Source organism: Pseudomonas sp. NPDC088368 (assembly GCF_044753445.1).
Taxonomy (GTDB): Bacteria; Pseudomonadota; Gammaproteobacteria; order Pseudomonadales; family Pseudomonadaceae; genus Aquipseudomonas; species Aquipseudomonas bambusae.
This window is the reverse complement of the sequence record NZ_JBIVNG010000001.1, coordinates 545,069-571,838: the sequence shown is the minus strand read 5'-3', so window position 1 is coordinate 571,838 and position 26,770 is coordinate 545,069. Positions and strand designations below refer to the sequence as shown.

Annotated in this window: 21 protein-coding genes; 11 read left to right on the top strand and 10 right to left on the bottom strand. The window is 60.1% G+C overall.

What is annotated here, in order from left to right; translation table 11 throughout:
• Positions 1-5 precede the first annotated feature (5 nt).
• Entirely contained in the window at positions 6-1,349 is a 1,344-nt protein-coding gene (locus tag ACIQAL_RS02440) for an HlyD family type I secretion periplasmic adaptor subunit (RefSeq protein ID WP_401141985.1), read from the top strand.
• Between the two features lie 509 nt (positions 1,350-1,858).
• Here the strand turns inward: ACIQAL_RS02440 and pap are convergent.
• On the bottom strand, positions 1,859-3,358 hold the full coding sequence (gene pap / locus ACIQAL_RS02435; protein ID WP_401141982.1) for a polyphosphate:AMP phosphotransferase: 1,500 nt from the start codon (positions 3,356-3,358) through the stop codon (positions 1,859-1,861).
• Between the two features lie 166 nt (positions 3,359-3,524).
• Here pap and mnmC point away from each other — a divergent pair, with 166 nt between their 5' ends.
• From mnmC to ACIQAL_RS02400, 7 genes are all read left to right on the top strand, one after another.
• Entirely contained in the window at positions 3,525-5,501 is a 1,977-nt protein-coding gene (gene mnmC / locus ACIQAL_RS02430) for a bifunctional tRNA (5-methylaminomethyl-2-thiouridine)(34)-methyltransferase MnmD/FAD-dependent 5-carboxymethylaminomethyl-2-thiouridine(34) oxidoreductase MnmC (RefSeq protein ID WP_401141980.1), read from the top strand.
• Between the two features lie 293 nt (positions 5,502-5,794).
• A complete protein-coding gene (locus tag ACIQAL_RS02425) occupies positions 5,795-6,463 on the top strand; it encodes an ABC transporter ATP-binding protein (protein ID WP_401141978.1) in 669 nt (222 codons plus the stop codon).
• Positions 6,463-8,943 carry an ABC transporter permease gene (locus ACIQAL_RS02420; protein WP_401141976.1) on the top strand — a complete coding sequence of 827 codons (2,481 nt, stop codon included), beginning with the start codon at positions 6,463-6,465 and terminating at the stop codon, positions 8,941-8,943. Before ACIQAL_RS02425 ends, ACIQAL_RS02420 begins: the two co-directional genes overlap by 1 nt.
• Positions 8,933-10,021 (top strand): lipocalin-like domain-containing protein, encoded by a 1,089-nt coding sequence (locus ACIQAL_RS02415; protein WP_401141975.1) that lies wholly within the window; start codon positions 8,933-8,935, stop codon positions 10,019-10,021. The genes ACIQAL_RS02420 and ACIQAL_RS02415 overlap by 11 nt, the downstream gene beginning before the upstream one ends.
• A gap of 583 nt (positions 10,022-10,604) precedes the next feature.
• Entirely contained in the window at positions 10,605-12,377 is a 1,773-nt protein-coding gene (locus ACIQAL_RS02410; RefSeq protein WP_401141974.1) for an N-acetylglutaminylglutamine amidotransferase, read from the top strand.
• 3 nt (positions 12,378-12,380) lie between these two features.
• Positions 12,381-14,129 (top strand): N-acetylglutaminylglutamine synthetase, encoded by a 1,749-nt coding sequence (ngg, locus tag ACIQAL_RS02405; RefSeq protein ID WP_401141972.1) that lies wholly within the window; start codon positions 12,381-12,383, stop codon positions 14,127-14,129.
• A 99-nt stretch (positions 14,130-14,228) separates the two neighbouring features.
• A complete protein-coding gene (locus ACIQAL_RS02400) occupies positions 14,229-15,416 on the top strand; it encodes an osmoprotectant NAGGN system M42 family peptidase (protein ID WP_401141970.1) in 1,188 nt (395 codons plus the stop codon).
• A gap of 248 nt (positions 15,417-15,664) precedes the next feature.
• Here the strand turns inward: ACIQAL_RS02400 and ACIQAL_RS02395 are convergent, their stop codons facing one another.
• Positions 15,665-16,483: a hypothetical protein gene (locus ACIQAL_RS02395; protein ID WP_401141967.1), complete on the bottom strand. Its 819-nt coding sequence runs from the start codon at positions 16,481-16,483 to the stop codon at positions 15,665-15,667.
• A 259-nt stretch (positions 16,484-16,742) separates the two neighbouring features.
• Between ACIQAL_RS02395 and ACIQAL_RS02390 the strand changes: the two genes are divergently transcribed.
• Entirely contained in the window at positions 16,743-16,973 is a 231-nt protein-coding gene (locus ACIQAL_RS02390) for a YheU family protein (RefSeq protein WP_166593352.1), read from the top strand.
• Positions 16,974-17,000: 27 nt separating this feature from the next.
• Here ACIQAL_RS02390 and csrA read toward each other — a convergent pair whose 3' ends face one another.
• The 4 genes from csrA to ACIQAL_RS02370 all read right to left on the bottom strand — a co-directional run bounded on the left by csrA (position 17,001) and on the right by ACIQAL_RS02370 (position 19,037).
• Entirely contained in the window at positions 17,001-17,198 is a 198-nt protein-coding gene (gene csrA, locus ACIQAL_RS02385) for a carbon storage regulator CsrA (protein ID WP_401141964.1), read from the bottom strand.
• A gap of 144 nt (positions 17,199-17,342) precedes the next feature.
• Positions 17,343-17,675 (bottom strand): YnfA family protein, encoded by a 333-nt coding sequence (locus ACIQAL_RS02380; RefSeq protein ID WP_401141963.1) that lies wholly within the window; start codon positions 17,673-17,675, stop codon positions 17,343-17,345.
• A 67-nt stretch (positions 17,676-17,742) separates the two neighbouring features.
• A complete protein-coding gene (locus tag ACIQAL_RS02375) occupies positions 17,743-18,555 on the bottom strand; it encodes an SDR family oxidoreductase (protein WP_401141960.1) in 813 nt (270 codons plus the stop codon).
• A 104-nt stretch (positions 18,556-18,659) separates the two neighbouring features.
• Positions 18,660-19,037: a DUF2784 domain-containing protein gene (locus ACIQAL_RS02370; protein ID WP_401141958.1), complete on the bottom strand. Its 378-nt coding sequence runs from the start codon at positions 19,035-19,037 to the stop codon at positions 18,660-18,662.
• 302 nt (positions 19,038-19,339) lie between these two features.
• Here ACIQAL_RS02370 and ACIQAL_RS02365 point away from each other — a divergent pair, with 302 nt between their 5' ends.
• Positions 19,340-19,498 carry a DUF3309 family protein gene (locus tag ACIQAL_RS02365; protein WP_020290439.1) on the top strand — a complete coding sequence of 53 codons (159 nt, stop codon included), beginning with the start codon at positions 19,340-19,342 and terminating at the stop codon, positions 19,496-19,498.
• 961 nt (positions 19,499-20,459) lie between these two features.
• Here ACIQAL_RS02365 and ACIQAL_RS02360 read toward each other — a convergent pair.
• From ACIQAL_RS02360 to ACIQAL_RS02350, 3 genes are all read right to left on the bottom strand, one after another.
• Positions 20,460-22,118: a cation acetate symporter gene (locus ACIQAL_RS02360; RefSeq protein WP_166593357.1), complete on the bottom strand. Its 1,659-nt coding sequence runs from the start codon at positions 22,116-22,118 to the stop codon at positions 20,460-20,462.
• Positions 22,115-22,426: a DUF485 domain-containing protein gene (locus ACIQAL_RS02355; RefSeq protein ID WP_166593358.1), complete on the bottom strand. Its 312-nt coding sequence runs from the start codon at positions 22,424-22,426 to the stop codon at positions 22,115-22,117. The genes ACIQAL_RS02360 and ACIQAL_RS02355 overlap by 4 nt, the downstream gene beginning before the upstream one ends.
• Positions 22,427-22,852: 426 nt before the next feature.
• Complete coding sequence (locus ACIQAL_RS02350) at positions 22,853-23,710, bottom strand: glycine betaine ABC transporter substrate-binding protein (protein WP_166593359.1); 858 nt, start codon at positions 23,708-23,710, stop codon at positions 22,853-22,855.
• A gap of 419 nt (positions 23,711-24,129) precedes the next feature.
• Between ACIQAL_RS02350 and ACIQAL_RS02345 the strand changes: the two genes are divergently transcribed.
• Positions 24,130-25,710 (top strand): glycosyl hydrolase family 17 protein, encoded by a 1,581-nt coding sequence (locus ACIQAL_RS02345; protein ID WP_401141953.1) that lies wholly within the window; start codon positions 24,130-24,132, stop codon positions 25,708-25,710.
• A 606-nt stretch (positions 25,711-26,316) separates the two neighbouring features.
• Here the strand turns inward: ACIQAL_RS02345 and ACIQAL_RS02340 are convergent.
• Positions 26,317-26,685, bottom strand: coding sequence for a hypothetical protein (locus ACIQAL_RS02340; protein WP_401141950.1), 369 nt, complete (start codon positions 26,683-26,685; stop codon positions 26,317-26,319).
• Between the last annotated feature and the right edge of the window lie 85 nt (positions 26,686-26,770).

The following is a 26,770-nucleotide window of genomic DNA, read 5'->3' as shown; positions in this document are numbered from 1 at the left end:
CAACCATGTCTTCCGCTCACCGTTATTTTCAGCCCGGCCGTCAGGTCGATCTTGAGTTCATGCCCGAGGTCGCCGGCGTCGCCGCGCAGGATTCTTCCCGCGGCGCCCGAATCACCGTGTGGCTCGCCGCCGCGCTGATCGTCACCGCGCTGGTCTGGGCCAAATTCGCGGTGCTCGAAGAAGTCACCATGGGCGAAGGCAAGGCGATTCCGTCGAGCAAGGTTCAGGTAATCCAGAACCTTGAAGGCGGCATCGTCACCGAGATTTTCGTCCGTGAAGGGCAGATCGTGGACAAGGGCGACACCCTGCTGCGCCTCGATGACACGCGGTTTCTGTCGAACAAGGGCGAGAGCGAGGTCGATAAATACACGCTGATGGCGCAAGTGGATCGGCTGTCGGCGGAGTCCGAGGGGCGTCCGTTCAAGCCGTCGGCCGTGGTGCTGAGCAAGGCGCCGCAGGTGGCGGCAGACGAGCAGGCGTTGTACGACTCGCGCCAGCGGCGCCTCGCTAGCGAGCAGCGCACGTTGCAGGAACAGTTGCGGCAGAAGATGCAGGAAGTCGCCGAGTTTCGCTCCAAACAGGATCAGTACCGCAATCAGCTGGGGTTCATTCAGCAGGAGCTGAGCATGTCGGCGCCACTGGTGAACAGCGGCGCGGTGTCGCCGGTGGAAATCATTCGGCTCAAAGGCAAGGCATCCGAGGCCCGCGGGCAAATGGACGCAACTTCGCTGGCGATTCCCCGGGCCGAAGCGGCGATCAACGAGATCAAAAGCAAGATCCAGGAATCCCTCGACAGCTTCCGCTCGGACGCGACCAAGGATTTGAACGACAAACGCTCGGACCTCGCCAAAGCCAGCGCCACCAGCATCGCCATCGACGACCGTGTGACCCGCACCACTGTCACCTCTCCGGTCAAAGGCATCGTGAAAACGCTGAAAGTCAACACCATCGGCGGTGTGGTCCAGCCTGGCAGCGACATGGTGGAAATCGTGCCACTGGACGACAACCTGCTGATCGAAGCCAAGGTCCGCCCGCAAGACGTCGCCTTCCTCCACCCCGGCCAGAAAGCCATGGTCAAGTTCAGCGCCTACGACTACACCATCTACGGCGGCCTGCCCGCCAAACTGGAACTCATCGGCGCCGACACCACCACCGATGACAAGGGCAACACTTTCTATTTGATCCAGGTCCGCACCGACCGTAACCACCTGGGCAGCAACGAAAAACCCCTGCTGATCATCCCCGGCATGGTGGCGACGGTAGACATCATCACGGGTGAGAAAAGCGTGATGGATTATTTGCTGAAGCCGGTGCTTAAGGCGCGGACTGAGGCGTTGCGGGAGCGGTGAGCGCGAGGGTGTCAGACAGGCCGCCTTCGCTGCCGTCGTAACCTCCGGCGTCTCCCACAGGAACTGCGAAATCCCGGACGCTCGCGGCTGACTCCTGACCGCCTTTGATTCTGGACGGAGGCCGTGGAGCTGACGCGTTCCAAGCTCTTGATTCTTGCCGGAGGCTGTGGGACGGGTGCGCTCCAAGCTCTTGATTCTGGCCGGAGGCTGTGGGACGGGTGCGCTCCAAGCTCTTGATTCTGGCCGGAGGCCGTAGGAGTTGGCTTGCCTACGATCTGACGCGCAGCGGCAGCAAACTCTGCGCACGCGGCGTGTGAGGTGCACCGGGTTGTGTGGTTTTGCTGTCGCTGCGCAACAGATCGCAGGCAAGCCAGCTCCTACGGCCTTCGGCCAGAATCAAAGGCGGCCATGTGTCGACCGCCAGCGTTCCGGACCTCACCAATCCTGTGGGAGACGCCGGAGGTTACGACGGCAGCGAAAGCGGCCTGGCTGACACACCGCCCACCCCATTATTTCTTCTTATCCCCCTTCTCAAACGCCGCCTCCAGCGCGTTGTTGATCGTGCGCAGCACTTTCACCCGTGCCCAGCGTTTGTCGTTGGCTTCGACCAGCGTCCACGGGGCGATTTCGGTGCTGGTGCGGTCGACCATGTCGCCCACGGCTTCGCGGTATTGCGGCCATTTGCTGCGGTTGCGCCAGTCGTCTTCGGTGATCTTGTGGCGTTTGAACGGGATCTTTTCCCGGGCTTTGAAGCGCTCCAGCTGAGTCTGATCGTCGATGGCCAACCAGAACTTCACGACGACGATGCCCGCGTCGGTGAGCTGCTCTTCGAAGTCGTTGATCTCGCTGTAAGCCCTCAGCCAGTCGTCCTGTGAGCAAAAACCCTCGACCCGCTCCACCAACACCCGGCCATACCACGAACGGTCGAACACGGTAAATTTTCCCCGCGCCGGAATCTGACGCCAAAAGCGCCACAGATACGGTTGCGCCAGTTCATCCTGGCTCGGCGCGGCAATCGGCACGATGTGGTACTGCCGAGGGTCGAGCGCCCCGGCCACGCGTTTGATCGCCCCGCCCTTGCCCGCCGCGTCGTTGCCTTCGAACACCGCGACCAGCGCGTGACGGCGCATGCGCTTGTAGCGCATCAGGCCGGACAGCCGCGCCTGCTCCGCGATCAACTGCTCGTCGTAGTCGTCCTTCTCCAGCGCCAGGGTCATGTCCAGATTGTCCAGCAGGCTCAGTTCATCGGTGTTGCTGGGCAGCGGCCCGATGTTGACCATGTTCGCGTTGCCTTCCGGAGTCTTCAGGGCGTTCTGCAACCCTTCCAGCAGCAGGCGGCCGACGGTCAGGCTGCGGTAGTTGGCGTCCACCCCTTCAATCACGTGCCACGGCGCGTAGTCGCGACTGGTGCGGCGCAACACCCGCTCGCCGAAGCGCACGAATTTGTCGTACGTTTGGGATTGCTGCCAGTCCAGCGGGCTGATGCGCCAGCTGTGCAGCGGGTCGTCCTTGAGGGTTTTGAGGCGCAGCTTCATCTGCTTCTTGGACAGGTGAAACCAGAACTTGAAGATCACCGCGCCTTCATCGACGAGCATTTTTTCAAGACGTTCGGCGCCGTTGATCGCCTGATCGAGCACGGGGTCCTTAAACTGTTTATGCACCCGGCCCTGAATCATCTGGCTGTACCAGTTGCCGAAGAAGATGCCGATGCGGCCCTTCGGAGGCAACTGCCGCCAGTAACGCCAGACCGGTGGGTGGGCCAGCTCTTCGTCGGTCTGTTGGTCGAAGGTGCGCACTTCGATGTAGCGCGGGTCCATCCAGTCGTTGAGCAGCTTGACGGTCTCGCCCTTGCCCGCGCCTTCGATACCGTTGATCAACACGATGATCGGGCGCTTGGCCTGTTCGTGGAGTTCGTATTGGGCTTCCAGCAGGGCTTCGCGAAGGGCCGGGACCTGTGCGTCGTAGGTCTCGTCGTCGATGGTGTGGCCGATTTCAGCGGATTCGAACATGTAGGGCTCCTTTCCAGATCGCTCAAGACTAGCGGATCAGTACAAACGATGTGGGTTGTGACAATGAAACCCTGCCATGGGTCAATCGTCATGCAGCAAGATCGAGGGCGCAGTGGGTTAAGATGCCGACCTTGCACCTGCCCACGCGCCCTTTAGTAGCCCAACCATGACCACCCTCCAGCACGCCCAGCTCGACTGGGACGAAAACGGCAACCCGATTTCCCGGGCCTTTGCCGACGTCTACTTTTCCAACGAATCAGGCTTGGCCGAGACGCGTCATGTGTTTCTGACCCAGAACGCGTTGCAGGAACGCTTCACCGCGCTGCCTGCGGACGGGCGTCTGGTGATTGGCGAGACCGGTTTTGGCACCGGGCTGAATTTCCTCTGCGCCTGGCAGTTGTTTGAAGCCTGCGCGGCCCCCGGTGCGCGGCTGCACTTCGTCAGCGTCGAAAAATTCCCTCTAAGCCGCGCCGACCTCGTGCGCGCCCTGAACCTGTGGCCCGAGTTGAAACCCTTCGCCGACCCACTGCTCGCGCAGTACGTCGCCATTCACGAAGGGTTTCAGCGGCTGATGTTCGACGGCGGGCGCGTGACCCTCACCCTGTTGATCGGCGATGCGCTGGAGATGCTGCCGCAACTGGACGGGCCCATCGACGCGTGGTTTCTCGACGGTTTCGCGCCCGCGAAAAATCCGGAGATGTGGACCCCAGAACTGTTCGCCGAGCTTGCACGCCTGGCAGCGCCGAACTCGACCATCGGCACGTTCACCAGCACGGGCTGGGTCCGTCGCGCCTTGAACGCGGCGGGTTTCAAGATGAAACGGGTGCCGGGCATCGGGCACAAATGGGAGGTTTTGCGAGGGGTGTTCGTGGGCTGGCCTGAAGCTGCTGCCGCTCCTGCGGCGGCGAAACCCTGGTTTGCTCGCCCCTCTTTCAAGCACGCGGAACGCAAGGCACTGGTGATCGGCGCAGGGCTGGCGGGCTGTGCCACGGCGTCGAGCCTCGCAGCTCGGGGTTGGCAGGTCAGCCTGCTGGAACGTCATGACGACCTGGCGCAAGAAGCATCGGGCAATCCGCAGGGCGTGCTGTACCTGAAGCTCTCGGCACACGGCACAGCGTTGTCGCAGCTGATCCTCAGCGGCTTCGGCCATACCCGGCGCCTGCTGGAACGGCTTGAGCGAGGCGTCGATTGGGGCGATTGTGGCGTGCTGCAACTGGCGTTCGACGAGAAGGAAGGCGAGCGACAGGGGCAACTGGCCGGGGCATTCTCACCCGATTTGCTGCACGTGCTGAGTCAGTCTGACGCCGAAGCCGCAGCGGGCGTGGCGCTCCCCAGCGGCGGGCTGTTTTACCCGGAAGGCGGCTGGGTGCACCCGCCCGCGCTGTGTCGGCATCAGGCCAGCGTGTCGAACATTCAATTGATGACGCACAACGACGTGGTCGAGCTGCGCCGTGACGGTGATGTGTGGCAAGCGTGGGATGGCCAGCACCTGCTGGATTCGGCCCCTGTCGTGGTGCTGGCCGGAGCCGCGGAAGTGAAACGCTTCCCGGCCAGCGCCGACCTGCCGCTCAAACGCATTCGCGGGCAGATCACCCGACTGCCGGAAACCGCCGCCAGCCAGTCGCTGAAAACAGTGGTCTGCGCCGAAGGCTACGTCGCGCCGTGTCGCCTGGGCGAACACACCCTCGGCGCCAGCTTCGAATTCAACAGCGACGACCTCACCCCCACCACCGCTGAACACTTGGGCAATCTTGAGCTGCTGCGGGAAATCTCCGCCGACCTGACCAAGCGTTTGCAGGCCGACCAGTTGCCCGTCGAACAGCTGCAAGGCCGCGCCGCCTTCCGCTGCACCAGCCCCGACTACCTGCCCATCGTCGGGCCGCTGGCGGATCGCGAGGCGTTTTTCGAGGCCTACGCGGTCTTGCGCAAGGACGCCCGGCAAATCCCCGAAACAGAATGCCCGTGGCTGGACGGCCTGTACGTCAACAGCGGCCACGGCTCGCGAGGTCTGATCACCGCGCCGTTGTCCGGGGAATTGATCGCGGCGTGGCTGGACAACGAACCCCTGCCGTTACCGCGCAGCGTGGCCGAGGCGTGTCATCCGAACCGGTTTGTGGTGAGGCAGTTGATTCGTGGGAAATGAATTGAGTGTTCCACGCGATCCCTTCGTACCTGACCCACCGCATTCGCCACTGTCGTAACCTCCAGAAGCTCCCACAGAGACCGCGTCGATCAAACATCGCTGGCACACGCAATCCCTGTAGGAGACGCCGGAGGTTACGACGGCAGCGAAGGCGGTGGGTCAGTGACAGGGATGGTGCCTGACCCGGCGCTTTCGCGGGCAAACACGCTCCTACGGCCTTCGGCCAGAAGCAGATCGCGAACACTACGCAAATCCCGGTATGCTCCTCCCATCCTTCCATCAGGTGCCTGTCAATGCTGCAAGTCCAAGGCGTGTTCAAGAGCTATGCCACGGCCCAGGGCCCGCTGGCGGTATTGCGCGGGGTGGATTTGCAGTTGGGCCAGAGTGAAAGTCTGGCGTTGATGGGCGAGTCTGGCAGTGGCAAGAGCACGCTTTTGCACTTGGTGGCCGGGCTGGATCAGGCGGATCAGGGCAGCATCGAGATCGCGGGCAAGCGTCTGGATCAGATGAACGAAGCGCAACTCGCCAACTGGCGGCGCACTGAAATCGGTCTGGTGTTCCAGCAGTTCAACCTGATCGGAAGCCTCAAGGTCGAGGACAATCTCGCGTTTCAGGCGCGGCTGGCAGGGCGTCATGACGCAGCATGGCAGGCCGAGTTGGTTGAGCGATTGGGCCTCGGCGCGCTGCTCAAACGTTATCCCGAACAACTGTCCGGCGGCCAACAGCAGCGGGTCGCCATCGGTCGTGCCCTCGCCTCGCGTCCCGGCCTGTTGCTGGCAGACGAACCCACTGGCAGCCTTGATGAAAGCACCAGCGACGAAGTCCTGCAATTGCTGCTGGACCTGCTGGTCGACAGCCCCACCAGCCTGTTGATGGTCACCCACAGTCCGAGGGTTGCAGCACGTTTGAACCGGCAAGTGGTGCTGCACCTGGGCCTGCTGGCCGCTGAAGGCGATCGCTGATGCCGGTGTTTTTCTGGACGCTCAAGGCGCTGCTCAGCCATTGGCGGCGCCACCCGGTGCAGTTTTTCAGCGTACTGACCGGCCTGTGGCTGGCGACCAGTCTGCTCACCGGCGTGCAGGCCCTGAACAGTCAGGCGCGAGAGAGTTACGCCAAGGCCAGTCAACTGATCGGCGGCGAGCCGCAAAAAGTGCTGGTCGCGCCCAACGGCGCGAATTACTCCCAAGAGCTGTTCGTCAGCCTGCGCCGTGCGGGTTGGCCGGTGTCGCCTGCGTTGCGCGGTCGCATCACCCTGAAAGACATCCCCGATCAACGACTGGTCCTGCTGGGCATTGAGCCGGTGACGCTGCCGGTCAACACCGCGCTGGCCGGACAGACGCTGGACACCGCGCAGATCGTCGAATTTTTCACGCCGCCCGGCAGCACCTGGATTTCCCCGCAGACGATGCAAGCGCTGGGGCTGCATGAAGGTGACCGCCCGCTGAGCGAATCCGGCCAAGCGCTGCCACCGATTCACGCTCAGCCGGACATGGCCCCCGGTCTGCTGCTGATGGACATCGGCTTCGTCCAACAACTGCTGAACCAGCCCGATCAGATCTCACGGATGATCCTGCCCAGCGATTTCGCCGAAGATCCGCCGCCCCTGCCGGACGATATGAAAGGCGAGCTGGTGATCCGCAAGAGCGGCGAAGACAACGACCTTGGGCGTCTCACCGAAAGCTTTCACTTGAACCTCGACGCGCTGGGTTTTCTGTCGTTCGTGGTGGGCCTGTTCATTGTCCACGCGGCGATTGGCCTGGCGCTGGAGCAACGTCGCGGGCTGCTGCGCAACCTGCGGGCCTGCGGGGTCAGTGCCCGGGGGCTGATCGCCAGTCTGGTGATCGAACTGGGGGCGCTGGCATTGCTGGGCGGGATTGCCGGAGTCATCAGTGGGTATTGGCTGGCGAGCGTGCTGCTGCCCGACGTCGCCGCAAGCTTGCGCGGGCTGTACGGCGCCGAGCTGGCCGGGCACCTGAATTTGAGCCTCTGGTGGTGGCTCAGTGGTTTGGGTGTCTCGCTGCTGGGCGCCTTTCTCGCCGGGGCCAGCAGCCTGTTGCGGGCGGCGCGCCTGCCGTTGCTGGCCTTGGCCAACGCGCAGGCCTGGCATGACACCCACGCGGGCTGGTTGAAGCGCCAAGGCTGGATCGCGGGCATTTCGGCTGTGATTGCGCTGCTCGCCGCGTTGTTCGGCAACAGCCTGGCGGTGGGCTTCGTGTTGATGGCAAGCCTGCTGCTCGGTGCCGCGCTGGGTCTGCCGGTGCTGCTCAACGCCCTGCTTAATGTGTTGCTCGGCAAAAGCCGCTCGGTGCTGGGCCAGTGGTTTCTCGCCGATTGTCGTCAGCAATTGCCGGCCTTGAGCCTGGCGCTGATGGCGCTGCTTTTGGCGATGGCGGCGAACATCGGCGCGGGCAGCATGACGTCGGGTTTTCGCCAGACCTTCACCCACTGGCTGGAGCAGCGTCTCAGCGCCGAGCTGTACATCAACCCGCAAACCCCGGCCCAGGCCGCGCCGTTGCAAAAATGGCTGAGCGAACAACCCCTGACCCGCGCCGTGCTGCCCAACTGGCAAGTGTCGCTGCAACTGCGCGGCTGGCCCGCCGAGCTGTACGGCGTGATCGACAACCCGCATTACCGTCAGCACTGGCCGCTGCTGGAGTCTTCCGGGGAGGACCCGTGGGGTCAATTGGCCAAGGACAACACGCTGATGCTCAGCGAACAGTTGGCGCGGCGGCTCAAGGTCAGCGTCGGCGATGAAGTGAAATTGCCCGCCCCGGACGGAGACTGGCCGCTGAAGGTGGTCGGCATCTACGCCGACTACGGCAACCCCAAAGGGCACATGCTGGTCAACGCCAACCACCTCCTCGAACACTGGCCGGACCTCACGCCCAACCGTTTCAACCTGCGCATCGACACCCGCGCCATTCCGCAATTGCTGCGGGTCTTGCACAACAAATTCACCATCGATGACAACCGCATCGTCGATCAGATCCAGCTCAAGGCGTGGTCGCGGCAGGTGTTCGAACGCACCTTTTCCGCGACCGCTGCGCTTAACAGCCTGACCCTGATGGTGGCGGGGGTGGCGCTGTTCATCAGCCTGCTGACCCAGAGCCAGAGCCGCCTCGGGCAACTCGCGCCGCTGTGGGCCTTGGGCGTGACGCGCAAGCAATTGATGCTGCTGAACCTGGCGCAAACCTGGCTCCTGGCGGTGCTGACACTGGTGCTGGCGATCCCGCTGGGGCTGTTGCTGGCGTGGTGCCTGGACGCGGTGATCAACGTGCAGGCGTTCGGCTGGCGTTTGCCGTTGCAGGTGTTCCCGATGCAACTGCTGCGCCTGATGCTGCTGGCGATGGTCGCGACTTTGCTGGCCTCGGCGTGGCCGTTGTATCGCCTGTACCGCACCCGACCTGCCGATTTGCTGAGGACCTTCGCCAATGAAAATTAAGGCGGTGGCCCTGCTGACGGTCGTGCTGTTGATGGCGGGCTGTGACGAAAAAACCGAGGAAGACAAAGGCTTCGCAGGGCTGGCGGACGATGCGGCGAGCTATGCCCAAGTCACACCGGACAAGCATTTTGTGTTTCCGCTGGACCACGGCGCGCACAACGACTTCCGTATTGAATGGTGGTACGTCACCGCCAACCTCAAGGACGCCGACGGCCAGTCATTCGGCGTGCAATGGACGCTGTTTCGCAACGCTCTGCCCCGCTCGAAAACCGGGCCGCAGGACAACCACGGCTGGAACAACCGCAACCTGTGGATGGGCCACGCCGCCGTGACCTCGGAGGACGAGCACTACGCCGCCGAGCGTTACGCCCGAGGTGGTGTGGGTCAGGCGGGCGTCACATTGGCGCCGTTGTCGGCATGGATCGACGATTGGGGTTTGACCAGCCATGCCAGCGTCGAAGACCCACTGGCCGACATGCAACTGGAAGCCCGTGGGCCGCATTTCAGCTATCGCCTGCACCTGACGTCGAGCAAGCCGCTGGTGCTGCAAGGCCACCAGGGTTTCAGCCAGAAATCCGAACAGGGGCAGGCTTCGTATTACTACAGCCAGCCGTTCTTTCAGGCCGAAGGCAGCGTCGAGATTGACGGCCAGACGTATCAGGTCTCCGGCCCCGCCTGGCTGGACCGCGAATGGAGCAGCCAGCCGCTGACGCAAAACCAGACGGGCTGGGACTGGTTTTCCCTGCACCTGAAAGATGGCTCGGACGTGATGTTGTATCGCATGCGACAACGGCACAACGACCCGTACCTGACGGGCACCTGGATCAACGCCGATGGCAGCACAGAGCAATTGGCGGCGAAAGACATCGAGCTGGAACCTGAAAACACCACCGACGTGCAAGGCCGCGACATGCCCACCCGTTGGTCGGTGAAAATTCCCGGCAAGGGCGTGGACGTGACCGTTGAAGCGCTCAATTCACAAGCGTGGATGGACCTGCAGATTCCCTATTGGGAAGGCCCGGTGCGTGTGAGTGGGAGCCAGAAAGGCGTGGGGTATCTGGAGATGACGGGGTATTAGCGTCATGCGCAACCCCGCTTCTGCCCGGAGGCCGTAGGAGTTGGCTTGTGATTCTGTGGGAGTTGGCTTGCCTACGATCTGTTGCAAAGCGACAGCAAAACCCGCACGCACGATCAATCTGACACAACCGAGGTGTCTGATTTCACTGTCGCTTCGCGCCAGATCGTCTGATCGCAGCCCGGAGCAAGCTTGCTCCCACGCCTTCGGCAGAAGCGAGGCCGTGGCATGATTCGCGTCTGATTCTGGCCGCATGCCGAGTTGGCTTGTGATTCTGGCCGCAGGCCGTGGGAGTTGGCTTGCCTACGATCTGTTGCGAAGCGACAGCAAAACCGCTCGCACGATCAATCTGACACAACCGAGGTGTCTGATTCACTGTCGCTTCGCGCCAGATCGTCTGATCGCAGCCCGGAGCAAGCTTGCTCCCACGCCTTTGGCAGAATCACAAGCAGCTGGTGAGAATTCAGCTGTCTCACCGCAGGCCTTATAACCGATCGTTCTAAAACTCTCGCAATCCGCACCGGTCAGTCTTTGGGTAGCCGGACTTCCCCGGCCACATTCCCCAACGGAAAACCGGTAAGGACTTATGTGCGGATTAGCTGGTGAACTACGTTTCGACAATCAACCTGCGGATCTCGCCGCGGTAGAACGCATCACCCATCATCTGGCGCCCCGTGGCCCGGATGCCTGGGGTTTTCATAGCCAGGGGCCGATTGCCCTGGGCCATCGTCGCCTGAAAATCATGGACCTGTCTGACGGCTCAGCGCAGCCGATGATCGACAGCCATATGGGCCTGTCATTGGCCTTTAACGGTGCGATTTATAACTTTCCGGAGTTGCGTGCCGAGCTGGAAAGCCTCGGCTATCAATTCCATTCCGGTGGCGACACCGAAGTGCTGCTCAAGGGCTACCACGCCTGGGGCGCCGACATGCTGCCGAAGCTGAACGGCATGTTCGCCTTCGCCATCTGGGAGCGCGACAACAAGAGCCTGTTCATCGCCCGCGACCGTCTCGGCGTGAAGCCGCTTTACCTGTCGCGCACCGACAAACGCCTGCGTTTCGCCTCGGCATTGCCCGCCCTGCTCAAGGGCGGCGACATCAGCCCGATGCTCGACCCGGTCGCGCTGAACCATTACCTGAATTTCCACGCTGTGGTCCCTGCCCCACGCACCTTGCTCGCTGGCGTCGAGAAAATTCCGCCGGCGACCTGGATGCGTGTGAGCGCCGACGGCAAGGTCGAACAGAAAGTCTGGTGGACGCTGCCGTACGGCCCTCATGCCGATGAAGCGAACCTGACCCTCGAAGACTGGCGCGACCGCGTGCTCGACAGCACACGCGAAGCCGTGGCCATCCGCCAACGCGCAGCCGTGGACGTCGGCGTGCTGCTATCCGGCGGCGTCGATTCCAGCATGCTGGTCGGTCTGCTGCGCGAAGTCGGCGTAAAAGACCTCTCGACGTTCTCCATCGGCTTCCAGGATGCAGGCGGCGAGCGTGGCGACGAATTCCAGTATTCGGACCTGATCGCCAAGCACTACGGCACGAATCACCATCAACTGCGCATCAAGGAAAGCGAGATCATCGAGCAGTTGCCTGCCGCGTTTCGCGCCATGAGCGAGCCGATGGTCAGCCACGACTGCATCGCCTTTTACCTGCTGTCCCGCGAAGTCGCCAAGCACTGCAAAGTGGTGCAGAGCGGCCAGGGCGCGGACGAACTGTTCGCCGGGTATCACTGGTACCCGCAAGTCGATGGCGCCAGCGATCCGTATGCGGCCTATCGCGAAGCGTTCTTCGACCGCAGCTACGACGAGTACGCGGCCACGGTTGCCCCGCAATGGCTGACCCAGAACGACGCTGCCGGTGATTTCGTGCGCGAACACTTCGCCATGCCGGGCGCCGATGCGGGTGTCGATAAAGCCCTGCGGCTGGACAGCACCGTGATGCTGGTGGACGACCCGGTCAAACGCGTGGACAACATGACCATGGCTTGGGGTCTGGAAGCACGCACGCCGTTCCTCGACTACCGCCTCGTTGAACTGTCGGCCCGCGTTCCTGCGCGCTTCAAGCTGCCGGACGGTGGCAAGCAAGTTCTGAAAGAAGCGGCGCGTCTGGTGATCCCTTCCGAGGTCATCGACCGTAAGAAAGGCTATTTCCCGGTGCCGGGCCTCAAGCATCTGGAGGGCGACACGCTGAACTGGGTGCGCGACCTGTTGCTCGACCCGAGTCAGGACCGTGGCCTGTTCAACCCGACCATGCTCGATACGCTGCTGACCAACCCCGACGGTCAATTGACCCCGCTGCGCGGCTCGAAGCTGTGGCAGCTCGCGGCCCTGAACCTGTGGCTCAGCGAACAAGGACTTTGACCCATGAAAGCCAACGCTTCGATCTACAACCAGCGCCTATTGCGCGGTCAGACGCCGTCCTACGAGCGTTTGCAGGCGCGCTTCGCCGAAGACGGTAGTTCCCTCAATGACGAGCCCCTGGCCTTGCATTGCGGCTGGGGCCGTCTGCTGATCGGTCACACCTACCCTGATCCTGCGGCGCTGGCGAACGAACTGCTCAACGAAAAACCCGGCGAGCGCGACATCGCGTTGTATATCGCGGCGCCGCAGCAGGTGCTGGCGCAATCGCCACAGCAACTGTTCCTCGACCCGTCGGACACCCTGCGCCTGTGGTTCAGCGATTACCGCCCTTCGCAGCGGGTATTTCGTGGCTTCCGGATTCGTCGTGCGCAGAACCAGGCCGACTGGGACGCGATCAACAACCTGTACATCGCGCGCGGCATGTTGCCGATCGACCCGACCCTGCTGACCCCGCGTCATCAAGGTGGTCCGGTGTACTGGATCGCCGAGGACGAGACCACCAACGCGGTGATCGGCAGCGTCATGGGCCTGAATCATCAAAAGGCCTTCAACGACCCGGAAAACGGCAGCAGCCTGTGGTGCCTGGCCGTCGATCCGCAATGCACCCGGCCTGGCGTCGGCGAAGTGCTGGTGCGTCATCTGATTGAGCATTTCCAGAGTCGCGGTCTGGCCTACCTGGACCTGTCGGTGCTGCACGACAATCAGCAGGCGAAAAACCTTTACGGCAAGCTCGGTTTCCGCAACCTGCCGACCTTCGCCATCAAGCGCAAAAATGGCATCAACGAGAAGCTGTTCCTCGGCCCTGGCCCGCAGGCGGACTTTAATCCGTATGCGCGGATCATCGTCGAAGAAGCCCATCGTCGCGGCATCGAGGTGCAGGTGGACGATGCCGAAGCCGGACTGTTCACGCTGATTCACGGCGGCCGTCGCATCCGCTGCCGTGAGTCGCTGAGCGACCTGACCACCGCCGTCAGCATGACCCTGTGCCAAGACAAGCGCCTGACCAATAAGGTACTGAAAGCGGCGGGCCTCGAACTGCCGGTGCAACAACTGGCGGGCAATGCTGACGACAACCTGGCGTTTCTCGACGAGCACGAACGGATCGTGGTCAAGCCGGTGGATGGCGAACAGGGTCAGGGCGTTGCGGTCGATTTGCGCACTATCGAAGACGTGCAGGCGGCGGTCGAGCGTGCGCGTCAGTTCGACTCCCGGGTGTTGCTCGAAAGCTTCCACGATGGGTTTGACCTGCGCATTGTCGTCATCGGGTTTGACGTGGTGGCCGCCGCAATTCGTCGTCCTGCAGAAATCATGGGCGACGGGCGTCACACTATCGGCCAACTGATCGAAGCCCAGAGCCGTCGTCGTGCTGCAGCGACCGGGGGCGAAAGCAAGATTCCGATGGACGACGAGACCCGGCGTACCGTCGAAGACGCCGGTTTCACCTTCGACAGCGTGCTGCCTGCCGATCAGCGCCTCGCGGTTCGCCGCACGGCCAATCTGCACACGGGCGGCTGCCTGGAAGACGTCACCGCCATCCTCCACCCGGTGTTGAAAGACGCCGCCATCCGCGCCGCCCGCGCCCTCGACATCCCGGTGGTGGGCTTGGATCTGATGGTCCCGGCTGCCGATCAACCGGACTACGTGTTCATCGAAGCCAACGAACGCTGCGGCTTGGCCAACCACGAGCCACAGCCGACCGCCGAACGCTTCGTCGATCTGTTGTTTCCCCATAGCCTGCCTGTTCACGGCTAAAAGCAGCTGTGAGCTGCACGCTGCGAGCTGCAAGAAGTCGGTGCGACCACTTGCAGCTTTTAGCTTGAAGCTTGCCGCTGCTCCGACTGGAGCTTCCAAATGACCCATGCAAAAAAAATCCACGAACCGGATCTGAATTACCTGCAGAAAGTCCTGCTGGAAATGCTCGCGATTCCAAGCCCCACAGGCTTCACCGACACCATCGTGCGCTACGTCGCGGAGCGTCTTGAAGAGTTGGGCATTCCCTTCGAACTCACCCGTCGCGGGACCATCCGTGCGACGTTAAAAGGCAAACAGAGCAGTCCCGACCGCGCCGTTTCCGCGCACCTGGACACCATCGGCGCCAGCGTGCGCGAGGTGAAAGACAATGGCCGTCTGGGCCTGGCGGCCGTCGGTTGCTGGTCGAGCCGGTTTGCCGAGGGCAGCCGCGTCAGCGTGTTCACCGACACCGGTGTGATTCGCGGCAGCGTCCTGCCGTTGATGGCCTCAGGGCACGCGTTCAACACCGCCGTCGACACCATGCCGATCAGTTGGGATCACATCGAACTGCGTCTGGACGCCTACTGCGCGACCCGCGCCGATTGCGAGTCGCTGGGCATTAACGTGGGTGATTTCGTCGCTTTCGATCCGTTGCCTGAGTTCACCGAAAGTGGCCATATCAGCGCCCGTCACCTTGACGACAAGGCGGGCGTCGCGGCACTGCTCGCGGCACTCAAAGCCATCGTCGACAGCGGCGCCGAGCCACCCATCGATTGCCACCCGCTGTTCACCATCACCGAAGAAACCGGCAGCGGCGCGGCGGGCAGTCTGCCGTGGGACGTCAGTGAATTCGTGGGGATCGACATCGCGCCGGTCGCGCCGGGCCAGCACTCCAGCGAACACGCGGTCAGCGTGGCAATGCAGGATTCTGGCGGGCCGTATGACTATCACCTTTCCCGGCATTTGCTGCGGCTGGGTCAGGAAAAAGAGCTGTCGGTGCGCCGCGACCTGTTCCGCTATTACTACAGCGACGCGCACTCGGCGATCACGGCAGGTTACGACACCCGCACCGCGCTCCTGGCCTTTGGTTGCGACGCGACGCATGGGTATGAGCGTACGCACATTGACAGCCTCAATACGCTGAGCAAACTGCTGACGGCTTACATCCTCAGCCCGCCGGTATTTGCGAGCGATGCGAAGCCGGCCAATGCGTCCCTGGAAAACTTCAGCCACCAGCTGGAGCACGACGCGCAGATGGAATCGGACACCCGGGTTCCGGCGGTGGATACGTTGGTGGGGCAGCGATAGCTGCCATACTTATTATTAGGAAGAGGCAGCTTAGCCCGTGGTATCAACCCGCCTCATGACGTTGAATGACAGATGAGAGATATCACGTGCAAAGACACTTAACGTTTAAGGGCACTGAAAAACACCTCGCATCGTTAGCACGCAAACCATACGACCGGGTAAAAACATCTCCCATTACCTGACCACTCGGTCGTATGCATTCGATTGCATAATTTTATAAAATCAATACGTCGACGAGCGAATAATCTTCAATCAAGAATGCGCTTAACGCCGCTCAGCGTTTCCTCAAATCCAACGTATTCGCCTTCCGCCCCACTAAATGGCTTATTTATAAAAAACGATTGAGACATAAACTGTATGAGCTTGGTAGCCTTCTCCATTACAATTCTATCCTCTTCTGACAGTTCGCATTCTCCCAAAGTTGCTGCGATTTCACTAACACCCTCGTACCTTCCAACTAGGTCTTTTATTTGACGAGCCATGTTGTTGCGATCCGCCAGTTCAAAGGACGTCCTGGTGTCAGTTGACTCGAGTGGATCGATAGCGAGAAGTTTTTGATCATCAATATCATTGCGCGAAAGAGAAATAACGGAACGGGACACGTTCGATTGTCTGTTAAACGTAGCCTGAGCAATGTCTACGCAAATGAACACAGCAAAACAATTGCTGTCGCTCTCATTCGAGAGAAATTGAGACATTTCGAAACACAAATGCGCACCGGAATCAAAAAATACCCAAATGCAACTGCCCTCAACGGAGTCTTTTTTAGCACGTTCAACCGCTTTTCGAACCCGCTCCAAATCCTGAATTTCGTCGTTCCCATTTATAATAACTAATGAAAGAACATCATCAATCTCACCAAACACACATCTCTTCTTAATGCATGTTGAATCACATCCAACCCATATGGATTGCCCTTGAAGGTAAGTCTTATGTCGATAGGCCAGTTCCAGAATCAGTGAACTCAGCTGTGATTTTTCGCCCCAAACTTCCTTATAATCATTGCGATGAATCGGGCACAGCAAATCGATCGTTTTAATTCCTGTCACACAAACTTCAGCATCCATGACGCCTCCAGACCCCAAACGAGTTTGCAATTAACAAAACCTACATTCGATTTAAACATTAGCAAAAGCCAAATAAGGTGCTAGATCATTTAGCTGTTTGATGATTTTTTATAATTCCGATTAACGCTTATCGTCAAGCATTGGAAAAACTCGATACGAGATTTACTGTTCACATGGTTGTTTGTAAAAGGTGATGGCTTCGTTCCTGTGGCCACGCTAGCATCCCCGCCATCTGCCCTTCGCAACGACCGAGAACCCCATGTTAATCCCCTACGACCAACTCGAAGCCGACACCCTGACGCGTCTGATCGAGGATTTCGTGACCCGCGACGGCACCGACAATGGCGATGACACGCCGCTGGAAACCCGCGTGTTGCGGGTTCGCCACGCGTTGAGCAAAGGTCAGGCGGTGATCTTCTTCGACCTCGAAAGCCAGCAATGCCAACTGATGCTCAAGCACGAAGTGCCCAAGGAGTATTTCGAAGACTGAGCACGATGCCGTCGTGAAGGGATGTCATCAGGAACCGGAGGGCGGCGTCGCCATCTGCTGCAAGCGCTCGGTAATGCGCCGATAGACCTCGGCACGGTGGATTTTCACGTGCTGCGGGGCATCAATCCCCAAACGCACCTGATTGCCAGTGATCCCCAGAATCTGCACCGTGATGTCATCACCGATGGAGAAGGTTTCTCCTATTTCCCGCGTCAATACCAGCATCTTTCCTACTCCCTGGGTGTTAACCGAGGGGGCAGGTTGCCGCGCTGGATCCAATGCTTCAATGCGCCTGGAACAAATCAGTCTTGCCCTTCAGAGGGTGGCGGCGGTTGCTGACAGACGCGTCCTACAAACACGTCATTTCGGTCATGAAACCGTTCCGCGCGGGCCCAACAGGATGATCGTCGCGCCGATCACGCAGAACGCGAGGCCGAGCCAATCCGAGGTCAATGGCCGCACGCGTTCGACCACTGCGAGCCAGGCAATCGAGGTGACGATGTAGATGCCGCCGTATGCCGCGTACGCGCGTCCGGCGTAGGCCGCTTCGACGCGAGTCAGCAGCAGTGCGAAAAGGGTCAGGCTGATCAGCGCAGGAATCACCCATAGCGCGCTTTTCCCCTGACGCAACCACAGCCAGAAGCCGTAGCATCCGGCGATCTCGAACAAGGCGGCGAGGAAGAACCACAGGTAGTTGAGCACGATGGAATCCCTTCAAGGGTGGCCGGAACGATGCGCGCCACCCTATCAGATAATTCAGACGTGGACGTCAGCCAACGGACTTGGCCTTGGCGCGCATCTTGTCGGCCATGTTGGCCATTTCGTCGTAAATCGCGTGGGGGTTTTGCTGTTTGATCTGCCAGGCCATGCGGCCTTGTTCGTGGGGCAGGATCATGAATTCGCCCTTAGCGACCTGATCGTATATGTAGGCAGCAATGTCGCTGGCGGTGATCGGCGAGCTTTCCAGCAACTTGCCGACCTGGGCTTTCATCGCCGGGGTCGGGCCGCGGAAAGAGTCCAGTAGATTGGTCTGGAAGAACGACGGGCACACCACATGAACGCTCACTTCCTGCTGACGCAACTCCACCAGCAGGCTTTCCGACAACGCCACCACGCCCGCCTTGGCCACGTTGTAATTGCTCATCGCCGGGCCTTGCATCAGCGCCGCCATCGACGCGATGTTGATGATCTTGCCCTTGCTCTGCTCGAGCAGCGGCAGAAACGCCTTGCAGCCTTTGACAACGCCCATGAGGTTGATCGCGATCTGCCAATCCCAATCCTCCAGCGACAGTTCACCAAAGAACCCGCCCGACGCCACGCCTGCGTTGTTGACGATGATGTCGATGCCACCAAAACGCTGCTCACAGGCCTGTGCGAAAGCGGTCAGTTGGCTGTAGTCGCGCACATCGCAACGCTGAATGAAACCGTCGCCCCCCGCTTCACGCACCCGACTCAGGGTTTCTTGCAGGCCTGCGTCGCTGACGTCTGACAGCGCCAGTTTCCAGCCCTCACGTGCCCAGCGCAGCGCGATTTCACGCCCCAGGCCGGAACCTGCGCCAGTGATCATGATGCGATTTTGCATAGCCATTGCCTTGTCGATTGCGGGGAAGTGGCCTCAGTGTAAACAGACACATTGTCCGACAACCCCTCCATTGACTGGCTGAATATGCGAGGCAAACCGGCGCCTCAGGCCGCGCCGCGCCGGCCTCGCCAGCGGGTGATGACCCAGAGGTAAGCAGCAAGATTGACCACAACAACGATGACGCCCAGTCCGATCTGAATCTGCGGGGTCAGGCCTGCGGGGTAGATCAGCTGGATGAGGTAGTGGCCGATGAAATCCCCTTCGTACCCGGCAGCACCGGCTTTGAGGCGCAGGCTGTTTTCCAGCGGGGTCAGCGGGCAGTACAGGTGCAAAAACTCCACCGCCATGCCCCAGGCGACGGCTGGCAGGTGCAACACGGCCCATGCAAGGCGGTGCAACACCAAAAGTGCACCGAACATGACGAACAGAATGAACGTTAGATGGAAGACAACCACGGCATCTGCCATCACCGAATAAAACATAGCTTGCTTCCTAATTAAGGGGTTTTGGCAACTTCGGGACCGGCGCTGAAAATGTTAGTTCCGCTATTATTGTCAGTACGCGAAGGTTAGCCGAGATCGAATACGCGGGTCTAAACATTCTCCATCTCTTTTCAACTCATTGATTTTAATGGCATTTATAAAAATGTTATTTTTTATTTCCTCCCATCCGAACCTTTTGTTCCGGGCCAGAGTCGGATTATTCAAGCACTACAACTTTTAACGAAGTTGGCGAACGCTTGAACGGCATTGCCATTTACCAAGAACACAAGAAGGAACTCGTCATGGGCATCGGCACAATTCTGATCATCATCCTCATTCTCCTGTTGGTCGGCGGTCTTCCGGTCTTCCCACACTCCAGAAGTTGGGGTTATGGGCCATCGGGGATCATCGGTACGATCCTGGTGATTCTGCTGATTCTGGTGTTGCTTGGCAGGATATAACCGCCCCGCCGCCAGCGAAAAACCCCACTCTTTGTAGTGGGGTTTTTTATTGGGCTTCTGGTCTGGGTTGCTGGTTTTGTGTGTATATCCGATTGCGGTGGGGTTGCTTAGATGGGTTCCGCCCTTACGGCGGGTCACTTTTTCCAAGAGCCGAAAAAGTAACCAAAAAGGCCCTGCTCCTGGTTTGGCCCTGACTGCGTCAGGGTTCCCTCTCTCCGGCGACGCTCCGTGGGCCCGCCGCGAAGGGCCATCCATGGCCCAGCGCGGCTCTCGCGGCATCCATGCCGCTCGACCCACTCCGCGTCGCCTGCGTTCGGCCTGCACCCAAGTCGCGTTCGGCGGTGTCTGGAATTACTTGGTACAAGATCCACAGCGATCTTGCTGGAGCTAACGCTCTTCGCGGTGTAATGACCTGCGCAAAGCTTCAATCCGTACACGGGTCTCAACTGTGGGAGCGAATTCATTCGCGAAGGGGCCGGTCAGCTCATACACCTCTATCGCCAGAACCATTCTTCGCGAATGAATTCGCTCCCACAGTGGGATTGGGGCAAGAACAAGGATCGCGTTGCTACCCAGAGCCGCGAAGAGCGTTAGCTCCAGCCAGAAAAGCTCCTCGAGCGCAAAGGATCAGACACCGCAGAACGCGACTTGGGTGCAGGCCGAACGCAGGCGGCGCGGAGTGGGTCGAGCGGCATGGATGCCGCGAGAGCGCCGCAAGGACATGGATGTCCGTTCGGCGCGGGCCCACGGAGCGTCGCCGGAGTGAGGGAACTTCGACGAAGTCGAAGCCAAACCAGGAGCAGGGGCTTTTGGTTACTTTTTGGCTCTTGAAAAAGTGACCCGCCGTAAGGGCGGAACCCATATCAGCAACACCACCGCGATTGGATATGCCCCCAATCTCAGCCAATAAAAAAACCCCACTACAAAGAGCGGGGTTTTTCATTTGAAACGCTAACTCGGATCAGTGAGAAACCGCCCCACTCGCCCCCAGACCTGTCTGCGAACGCACGAACTGCGGGAAGAACAACGCACGTTCACCCTCGGCCGCTTTCGACTTGTCAGTGATCGAGAAGAACCAGATCCCCACGAACGCAATGATGATCGAGAAGAACGCCGGGTACTCGTACGGGAAGATCGCCTTCTCATGATGCAGAATCTGCACCCAGATGGTCGGGCCAAGGATCATCAGCACCACGGCACTGATCAAGCCCATCCAGCCGCCGATCATCGCGCCGCGAGTCGTCAGGTTTTTCCAGTACATCGAGAGCAACAACACAGGGAAGTTACAGCTCGCCGCGATGGAGAACGCCAGACCGACCATGAACGCAATGTTCTGACTTTCGAACGCGATACCCAGCACGATGGCCACGACAGCCAGCGCAACCGTGGTGTATTTCGACACGCGGATTTCGTCTTTCTCGTTGGCTTTGCCTGCCTTGATCACGCTGGCATACAGGTCGTGAGACACCGCCGACGCACCGGCCAGGGTCAGACCGGCTACCACCGCCAGAATGGTCGCGAACGCCACCGCCGAGATGAAGCCCAGGAACAGGCTGCCACCGACCGCGTTGGCCAGGTGCACCGCCGCCATGTTGTTACCGCCCAACAGAGCGCCTGCGGCGTCTTTGAACATCGGGTTGGTGCTGACCAGCAGGATCGCGCCGAAGCCGATGATGAAGGTCAGGATGTAGAAGTAGCCGATGAAGCCAGTCGCGTACAGAACCGATTTACGGGCTTCTTTCGCGTCGCTCACCGTGAAGAAGCGCATCAGGATGTGTGGCAGGCCGGCCGTACCGAACATCAGGGCCAGACCCAGGGAGAACGCCGAGATCGGATCCTTCACCAGACCGCCGGGGCTCATGATGGCCTCGCCTTTCGGGTGAACCTTCACGGCTTCGGAGAACAGCACGTTGAAGTCGAAGTTGACGTGTTTCATCACCATCAGCGCCATGAACGAGGCACCGGACAGCAGCAAGACTGCTTTGATGATCTGCACCCAAGTGGTCGCCAGCATGCCGCCGAACAACACATACAGGCACATCAGGATACCGACCAGCACCACCGCGACGTTGTAGTCGAGGCCGAACAGCAGCTGGATCAGCTTGCCCGCACCGACCATTTGCGCGATCAGGTAGAACGCCACTACTACCAGCGAACCACAGGCGGACAGGGTACGGATTTCCTTCTGCTTCAGGCGGTAGGACGCCACGTCAGCGAAGGTGTACTTGCCCAGGTTACGCAGGCGTTCGGCGATCAGGAACAGGATGATCGGCCAGCCGACGAGGAAGCCGATCGAGTAGATCAGGCCGTCATAGCCGGACGCGTACACCAGGGCCGAGATACCCAGGAAGGACGCTGCCGACATGTAGTCACCGGCGATGGCCAGACCGTTCTGGAAACCGGTGATCTTGCCGCCCGCCGCGTAGTAGTCCGCCGCCGATTTGTTTTTCTTGGCCGCCCAGTAGGTCACGCAGAGCGTGGCGCCGACGAAGATCACGAACATGACGATCGCGGCAACGTTGAGCGGTTGTTTTTGCACGGCACCGGTCAGGGCATCCGCCGCCCAGAGAGTCGGTGCGAAGGCCGCCAGGCCCAAAGCTGCAAACAGGCGCCGGATCATTGTTGTGCCTCCTTCAGAATCGCGTTGTTCAGCTCATCGAACTCGCCGTTTGCACGACGAACGTAGATGGCGGTCAGCACGAAAGCGGAAAGGATCAGGCCCACGCCGATTGGCATTCCCCAGGTGATGGATGAAGTGGCGCTGAGTTTGGCGCCGAGAATCTGAGGCCCATACGCAATCAAAAGGATGAAAGCGGAATAGAGCCCAAGCATGATCGCCGAGAGAATCCAGGCGAATCGTTCCCTTTTCGAGACCAGCTCCTTGAAGCGCGGGCTGTTCTGAATCGAGAGGTAAATGCTGTCGTTCATTGTTTTTGTCCTCGCAGCACAGATGGATGTCACGTATTCCACTTTAGCTCGCTCTAGGCCGCGCTCCAGACGACCTTAGTATTAGAACGACATTAGTAGATGTGCGCGGGGCTGCACTCTGGCGTGCGGCGAAAAATCAGAGGCATATTTGGCGGGAGAGCCACACGTGGATGCGGCTTTTGATTCTGGCCGAAGGCCGTAGGAGCGCAGCTTGTTCGCGATCTGGCGCGAAGCGGCAGCAAACCCGATGTACGCGGTGTGTCAGGCAAATGGGGGGCGTCAGGTTTGACTGCTGCTTCGCAGCAGATCGCGAGCAAGCTGCGCTCCCACGCCCTCCGGGCAGAAGCGAATGGTGCAAGCCACAAAAAACCGCCCGGCAATCACTTGCCGGGCGGTTCGGGTCACGCAAGAATCTTTTGCGGCAAATTACTTACCGGTCCACTCTTTGACGCGATCCGGGTGTTTGGCGACCCAGTCTTTCGCAGCCTGTTCTGGCTTGGCGCCGTCCTGGATGGCGAGCATGACTTCGCCGATCTCGTCCTTGCTGCTCCACTGGAATTTTTTCAGGAAGTCGGCAACGTCTGGCGCTTTGGTCGCCAGTTCTTTGCTGCCGACGCTGTCGACGGTTTCAGCTGCACCGTAAACGCCTTTTGGATCTTCCAGGAATTTCAGTTTCCACTTGGCGAACATCCAGTGCGGCACCCAACCGGTGACGGCGATGGATTCTTTCTTGTTCTCAGCGCGGGTCAGCTCGGCAATCATGCCGGCGCCGGAACTCGCCTGAAGTTTGTAGCCGTCCAGACCGTAGTCTTTGATGGCCTGATCGGTCTTGATCATTACGCCCGAACCAGCGTCGATGCCGACGATTTTCTTCTTGAAGGACTCATCGGTCTTCAGGTCGGCAACCGAGTTGGCTTTCACGTACTCAGGCACGATCAGGCCGATCTTGGCGTCTTTGAAGTTAGGACCGTAGTCGGTGACCTTGTCCTTGTTCTTTTCCCAGTATTCGCCGTGTGTCACGGGCAGCCAGGCGGACAGCATCATGTCCAGTTTGCCGGTGGCAACGCCCTGCCACATGATCCCGGCGGCGACTGCCTGCAGTTTCACGGGGTAGCCCAGTTTCTGTTTGATCACTTCGGCTGCGACATTGGTCGTCGCAACGCTGTCGGACCAGCCATCCACATAACCGATGCTCAGCTCGGGTTTGTCGGCGGCAATGGCCAGCGTGGAACTGATGGCAAGGGCCAGCGCGGCACCCGCACCCAGGATATTTCGCATCTTCATCGTTACTTCCCCGGTAGTCCTGCACCCGACGGCGGTCGGGTATCGTTAACGTTTTTTTAAGCTCGCAGCCCGCGCACGCATTTGGCGCACCGCTTAACTTTCACGCTTCAACCACTTGCCTTCGCAGCAGCACTCGCTGCATCGACGAGCCGATCATCAACCCCCACCGACCTTGTGCCTTTCCTGTCAACGACACTCAGACAGCGGGAAACGACATCACAGGGCCATCAACGACAAACAGGTCGTAAAAGAGGGCCTGGTCCGTCCGAAACTTGCATGCTTTAAAAGCAGCGGCGAGTTTCGAGCCTTGAACGGCAAGAAAAAGCAAAGCGGCGACGCCCCAACGTGTAGCGTGAGGCCTGCCGTTTCGAGCGGCCGCTGAGCTATGCTGCGGCCCTCTGCTCCCTCTCGGCCCCATCATGCCCGTCCGCTTCCGCTCGCCTGTTTTGACGTATCTCGCCTCTTGTCTAATCGCGCTGATTGCCCTGTGCGGTTACTGGTACGGCCTCGGCAAACCCGTGGTGTTGCCGGACGCCGCGACGCCGACGCACAAGCTGCAATGCGCGTCCTACACCCCTTTCGATAAAGACCAGTCGCCCTTCGATCAGCCGTTCGCCCCCCGACCTGCGCGAATGGATGCCGACCTGGCGTTGCTCGCCACGCGCTTCGAGTGCATCCGTACCTATTCAATGACCGGCCTTGAAGCGATCCCGGCATTGGCGCGCAAGCACGGGCTGAAAGTGATGCTTGGCGCGTGGGTCAATGCCAGCCCCGAGGACACGGCGCACGAGATCAAGGCATTGATCACTGCCGCCAATGCCTACCCGGACGTTGTCACCGCTGTGATCGTCGGTAACGAAACGCTGTTACGCAAAGAAGTGACGGGGCCTCAATTGGCGAAGCTGATTCGTCAGGTGAAAGCCGAGGTCAAACAGCCCGTGACCTACGCCGACGTCTGGGAATACTGGCTGCAATACCCGGAGATCGCGCCTGCCGTGGATTTTCTGACCATCCACCTGTTGCCGTATTGGGAAGACGATCCCAAGGGGATTGACGACGCGTTGACCCACGTCGCGCAGATTCGTCAGCGCTTCGGCGAAAAATTCGCGCCCAAGGACATCCTTATCGGTGAAACCGGCTGGCCCAGCGAGGGGCGTCAACGTGAGACAGCGTTGCCGAGCCGGGTCAATGAGGCGAAGTTCATTCGCAGCTTCGTCGCCATGGCCGAACAGCACGGCTGGCATTACAACCTGATCGAAGCCTTCGACCAGCCCTGGAAGCGGGAAGCCGAGGGCGCGGTCGGGGGCTATTGGGGCTTGTTCGACGCCGACCGACAGGAGAAAGGCGTGCTCACGGGGCCGGTGTCGAACCTGCCGTATTGGCCGTTCTGGCTGGCGGTCAGCGGTGTGATCGGCCTGCTGGCGCTGTTTATGGCAGGCCGCGTGACTCAGCCTCGCAGCGCGTTGATCGTCCCGCTGCTCGCCGTATTCGGCGGCGCGTGCATTGGCACATGGGGGGAACTGGCGCGGGTAACCAGTCGCTTTACCGGCGAATACCTGTGGGCCGGGGCCTTGGTAGTGCTGAACCTGCTGGTCCTGATGCACGCGGCATTGACGCTCTCGGCCCGGCAAGGGTGGCGCGGCCGAGGCTTCGCCTGGTTCGAGTCCCGCGCCGGGTGGTGGCTGAGCGCGGCCGGTTTTGCGGGCGCGGTGATGATGCTGGCGATGGTCTTTGACCCGCGTTACCGCAGCTTCGCCACCCCGACGTTGTGGCTGCCCGCCCTCTTTTATCTGCTGCGACCGGTCAGGGTGCTGCGTCGGGAAGCCACGTTGCTGGCTTGCATCATCGGCATCGGGATCGTGACGCAGTTGATTCGCGAAGGGCTGAGCAACCCGCAGGCTCTGGGGTGGGCAGCGGTCAGCGTCGTGATGACCCTCGCGTTGTGGCGCAGTGTGCGAATCAGCGCGGCGAGCCCCGAGCCAGAGCGTGCGCGCGAGTGACGGGGTGAGGAACACATTGTGTTACCGCTGACGTCATTCCAAAACAGAATACGGGTAACACGGAAACAGAATAGTCCTTTCGGATTAACACCCAGGCAGAGCGTATTTTTCAAGCTATTGATTTTAAAGGAAATTAAAAAGTTGGCACGCTGCCTGCTATATCTCCTGCATAACAAGAACAAAATGTGAAAACCCAATAAAAATAAGATGAATCGGCTCTGACATAACAAGAACAACGGCACAGAGACGCAGCCAACAGATTTTTTTGGAGTAGATGTGCTTTACAGAGGCCCTGGCCTCACAGCCCGACCGAGAACAATAAAACTACCATCAGGTAGCGTCCAGAACGGGTTGGATCCTCGCCTCAGGCCATGGATCGAAGCAGATAAGCGCTCAAAAAAATACGTTTGCTCTTGTATCCCGGATGGGGATCACTGAAGACGCTGGAAAGGGAACGGTTGCCAAAAACAACAACAGACCGCCCCTAAAACAATAAAAAAAGAGCACGTGCAACGATTTAAAGGGGAGCCTCGGCTCCCCTTTATGCTGTCTGGGGTTTGGGGATGAGGGCCTCGTGTCCGTCTCGATGCCAGTCTCCGCGTTCGGCTAAGGCTGCTCGTTTGCCCGCACCAGCCGCAGCCCCGCAATCACCACCGCGAACACCGCCAGACTCGCCGAATACAACACCAACGCCAGCATCCCCAGCAGCAATCCAATTCCCGCCAGCACCCGCCCCACCTTGCCCGGCACGCGAAACGCGATCACCGCCGTCACCAGCGCACCCCAACCGAACACGCCGAAGTGAATCAGCCATCCCAGGTCCGAACGCACCACGCATTGCCACTGCAACGCATCATCTGAACACTGCCCGACCCACTGCACATCCTCCATCAACCCATAGCGCAGGCCATAGCTCAACGCCAGCCACAACGCCAAGGCAAACACCGACACGATCAGCGGGAAACGACGCGACACGGAACACCCCAAAGCAGGAAAACGATGCCCAGCATATCCGCAGTCGACTCGGGACATGAAACGCCCCACATTAAAAGTACAACCT

What these genes read in the sequence shown, in the direction of transcription:
- ACIQAL_RS02440 (WP_401141985.1), top strand. Translation starts at nt 6, where the DNA reads ATGTCTTCCGCTCACCGTTATTTTCAGCCCGGCCGTCAGGTCGATCTT.
- pap (WP_401141982.1), bottom strand. Translation starts at nt 3,358, where the DNA reads ATGTTCGAATCCGCTGAAATCGGCCACACCATCGACGACGAGACCTAC.
- mnmC (WP_401141980.1), top strand. Translation starts at nt 3,525, where the DNA reads ATGACCACCCTCCAGCACGCCCAGCTCGACTGGGACGAAAACGGCAAC.
- ACIQAL_RS02425 (WP_401141978.1), top strand. Translation starts at nt 5,795, where the DNA reads ATGCTGCAAGTCCAAGGCGTGTTCAAGAGCTATGCCACGGCCCAGGGC.
- ACIQAL_RS02420 (WP_401141976.1), top strand. Translation starts at nt 6,463, where the DNA reads ATGCCGGTGTTTTTCTGGACGCTCAAGGCGCTGCTCAGCCATTGGCGG.
- ACIQAL_RS02415 (WP_401141975.1), top strand. Translation starts at nt 8,933, where the DNA reads ATGAAAATTAAGGCGGTGGCCCTGCTGACGGTCGTGCTGTTGATGGCG.
- ACIQAL_RS02410 (WP_401141974.1), top strand. Translation starts at nt 10,605, where the DNA reads ATGTGCGGATTAGCTGGTGAACTACGTTTCGACAATCAACCTGCGGAT.
- ngg (WP_401141972.1), top strand. Translation starts at nt 12,381, where the DNA reads ATGAAAGCCAACGCTTCGATCTACAACCAGCGCCTATTGCGCGGTCAG.
- ACIQAL_RS02400 (WP_401141970.1), top strand. Translation starts at nt 14,229, where the DNA reads ATGACCCATGCAAAAAAAATCCACGAACCGGATCTGAATTACCTGCAG.
- ACIQAL_RS02395 (WP_401141967.1), bottom strand. Translation starts at nt 16,483, where the DNA reads ATGGATGCTGAAGTTTGTGTGACAGGAATTAAAACGATCGATTTGCTG.
- ACIQAL_RS02390 (WP_166593352.1), top strand. Translation starts at nt 16,743, where the DNA reads ATGTTAATCCCCTACGACCAACTCGAAGCCGACACCCTGACGCGTCTG.
- csrA (WP_401141964.1), bottom strand. Translation starts at nt 17,198, where the DNA reads ATGCTGGTATTGACGCGGGAAATAGGAGAAACCTTCTCCATCGGTGAT.
- ACIQAL_RS02375 (WP_401141960.1), bottom strand. Translation starts at nt 18,555, where the DNA reads ATGCAAAATCGCATCATGATCACTGGCGCAGGTTCCGGCCTGGGGCGT.
- ACIQAL_RS02370 (WP_401141958.1), bottom strand. Translation starts at nt 19,037, where the DNA reads ATGTTTTATTCGGTGATGGCAGATGCCGTGGTTGTCTTCCATCTAACG.
- ACIQAL_RS02365 (WP_020290439.1), top strand. Translation starts at nt 19,340, where the DNA reads ATGGGCATCGGCACAATTCTGATCATCATCCTCATTCTCCTGTTGGTC.
- ACIQAL_RS02360 (WP_166593357.1), bottom strand. Translation starts at nt 22,118, where the DNA reads ATGATCCGGCGCCTGTTTGCAGCTTTGGGCCTGGCGGCCTTCGCACCG.
- ACIQAL_RS02355 (WP_166593358.1), bottom strand. Translation starts at nt 22,426, where the DNA reads ATGAACGACAGCATTTACCTCTCGATTCAGAACAGCCCGCGCTTCAAG.
- ACIQAL_RS02350 (WP_166593359.1), bottom strand. Translation starts at nt 23,710, where the DNA reads ATGAAGATGCGAAATATCCTGGGTGCGGGTGCCGCGCTGGCCCTTGCC.
- ACIQAL_RS02345 (WP_401141953.1), top strand. Translation starts at nt 24,130, where the DNA reads ATGCCCGTCCGCTTCCGCTCGCCTGTTTTGACGTATCTCGCCTCTTGT.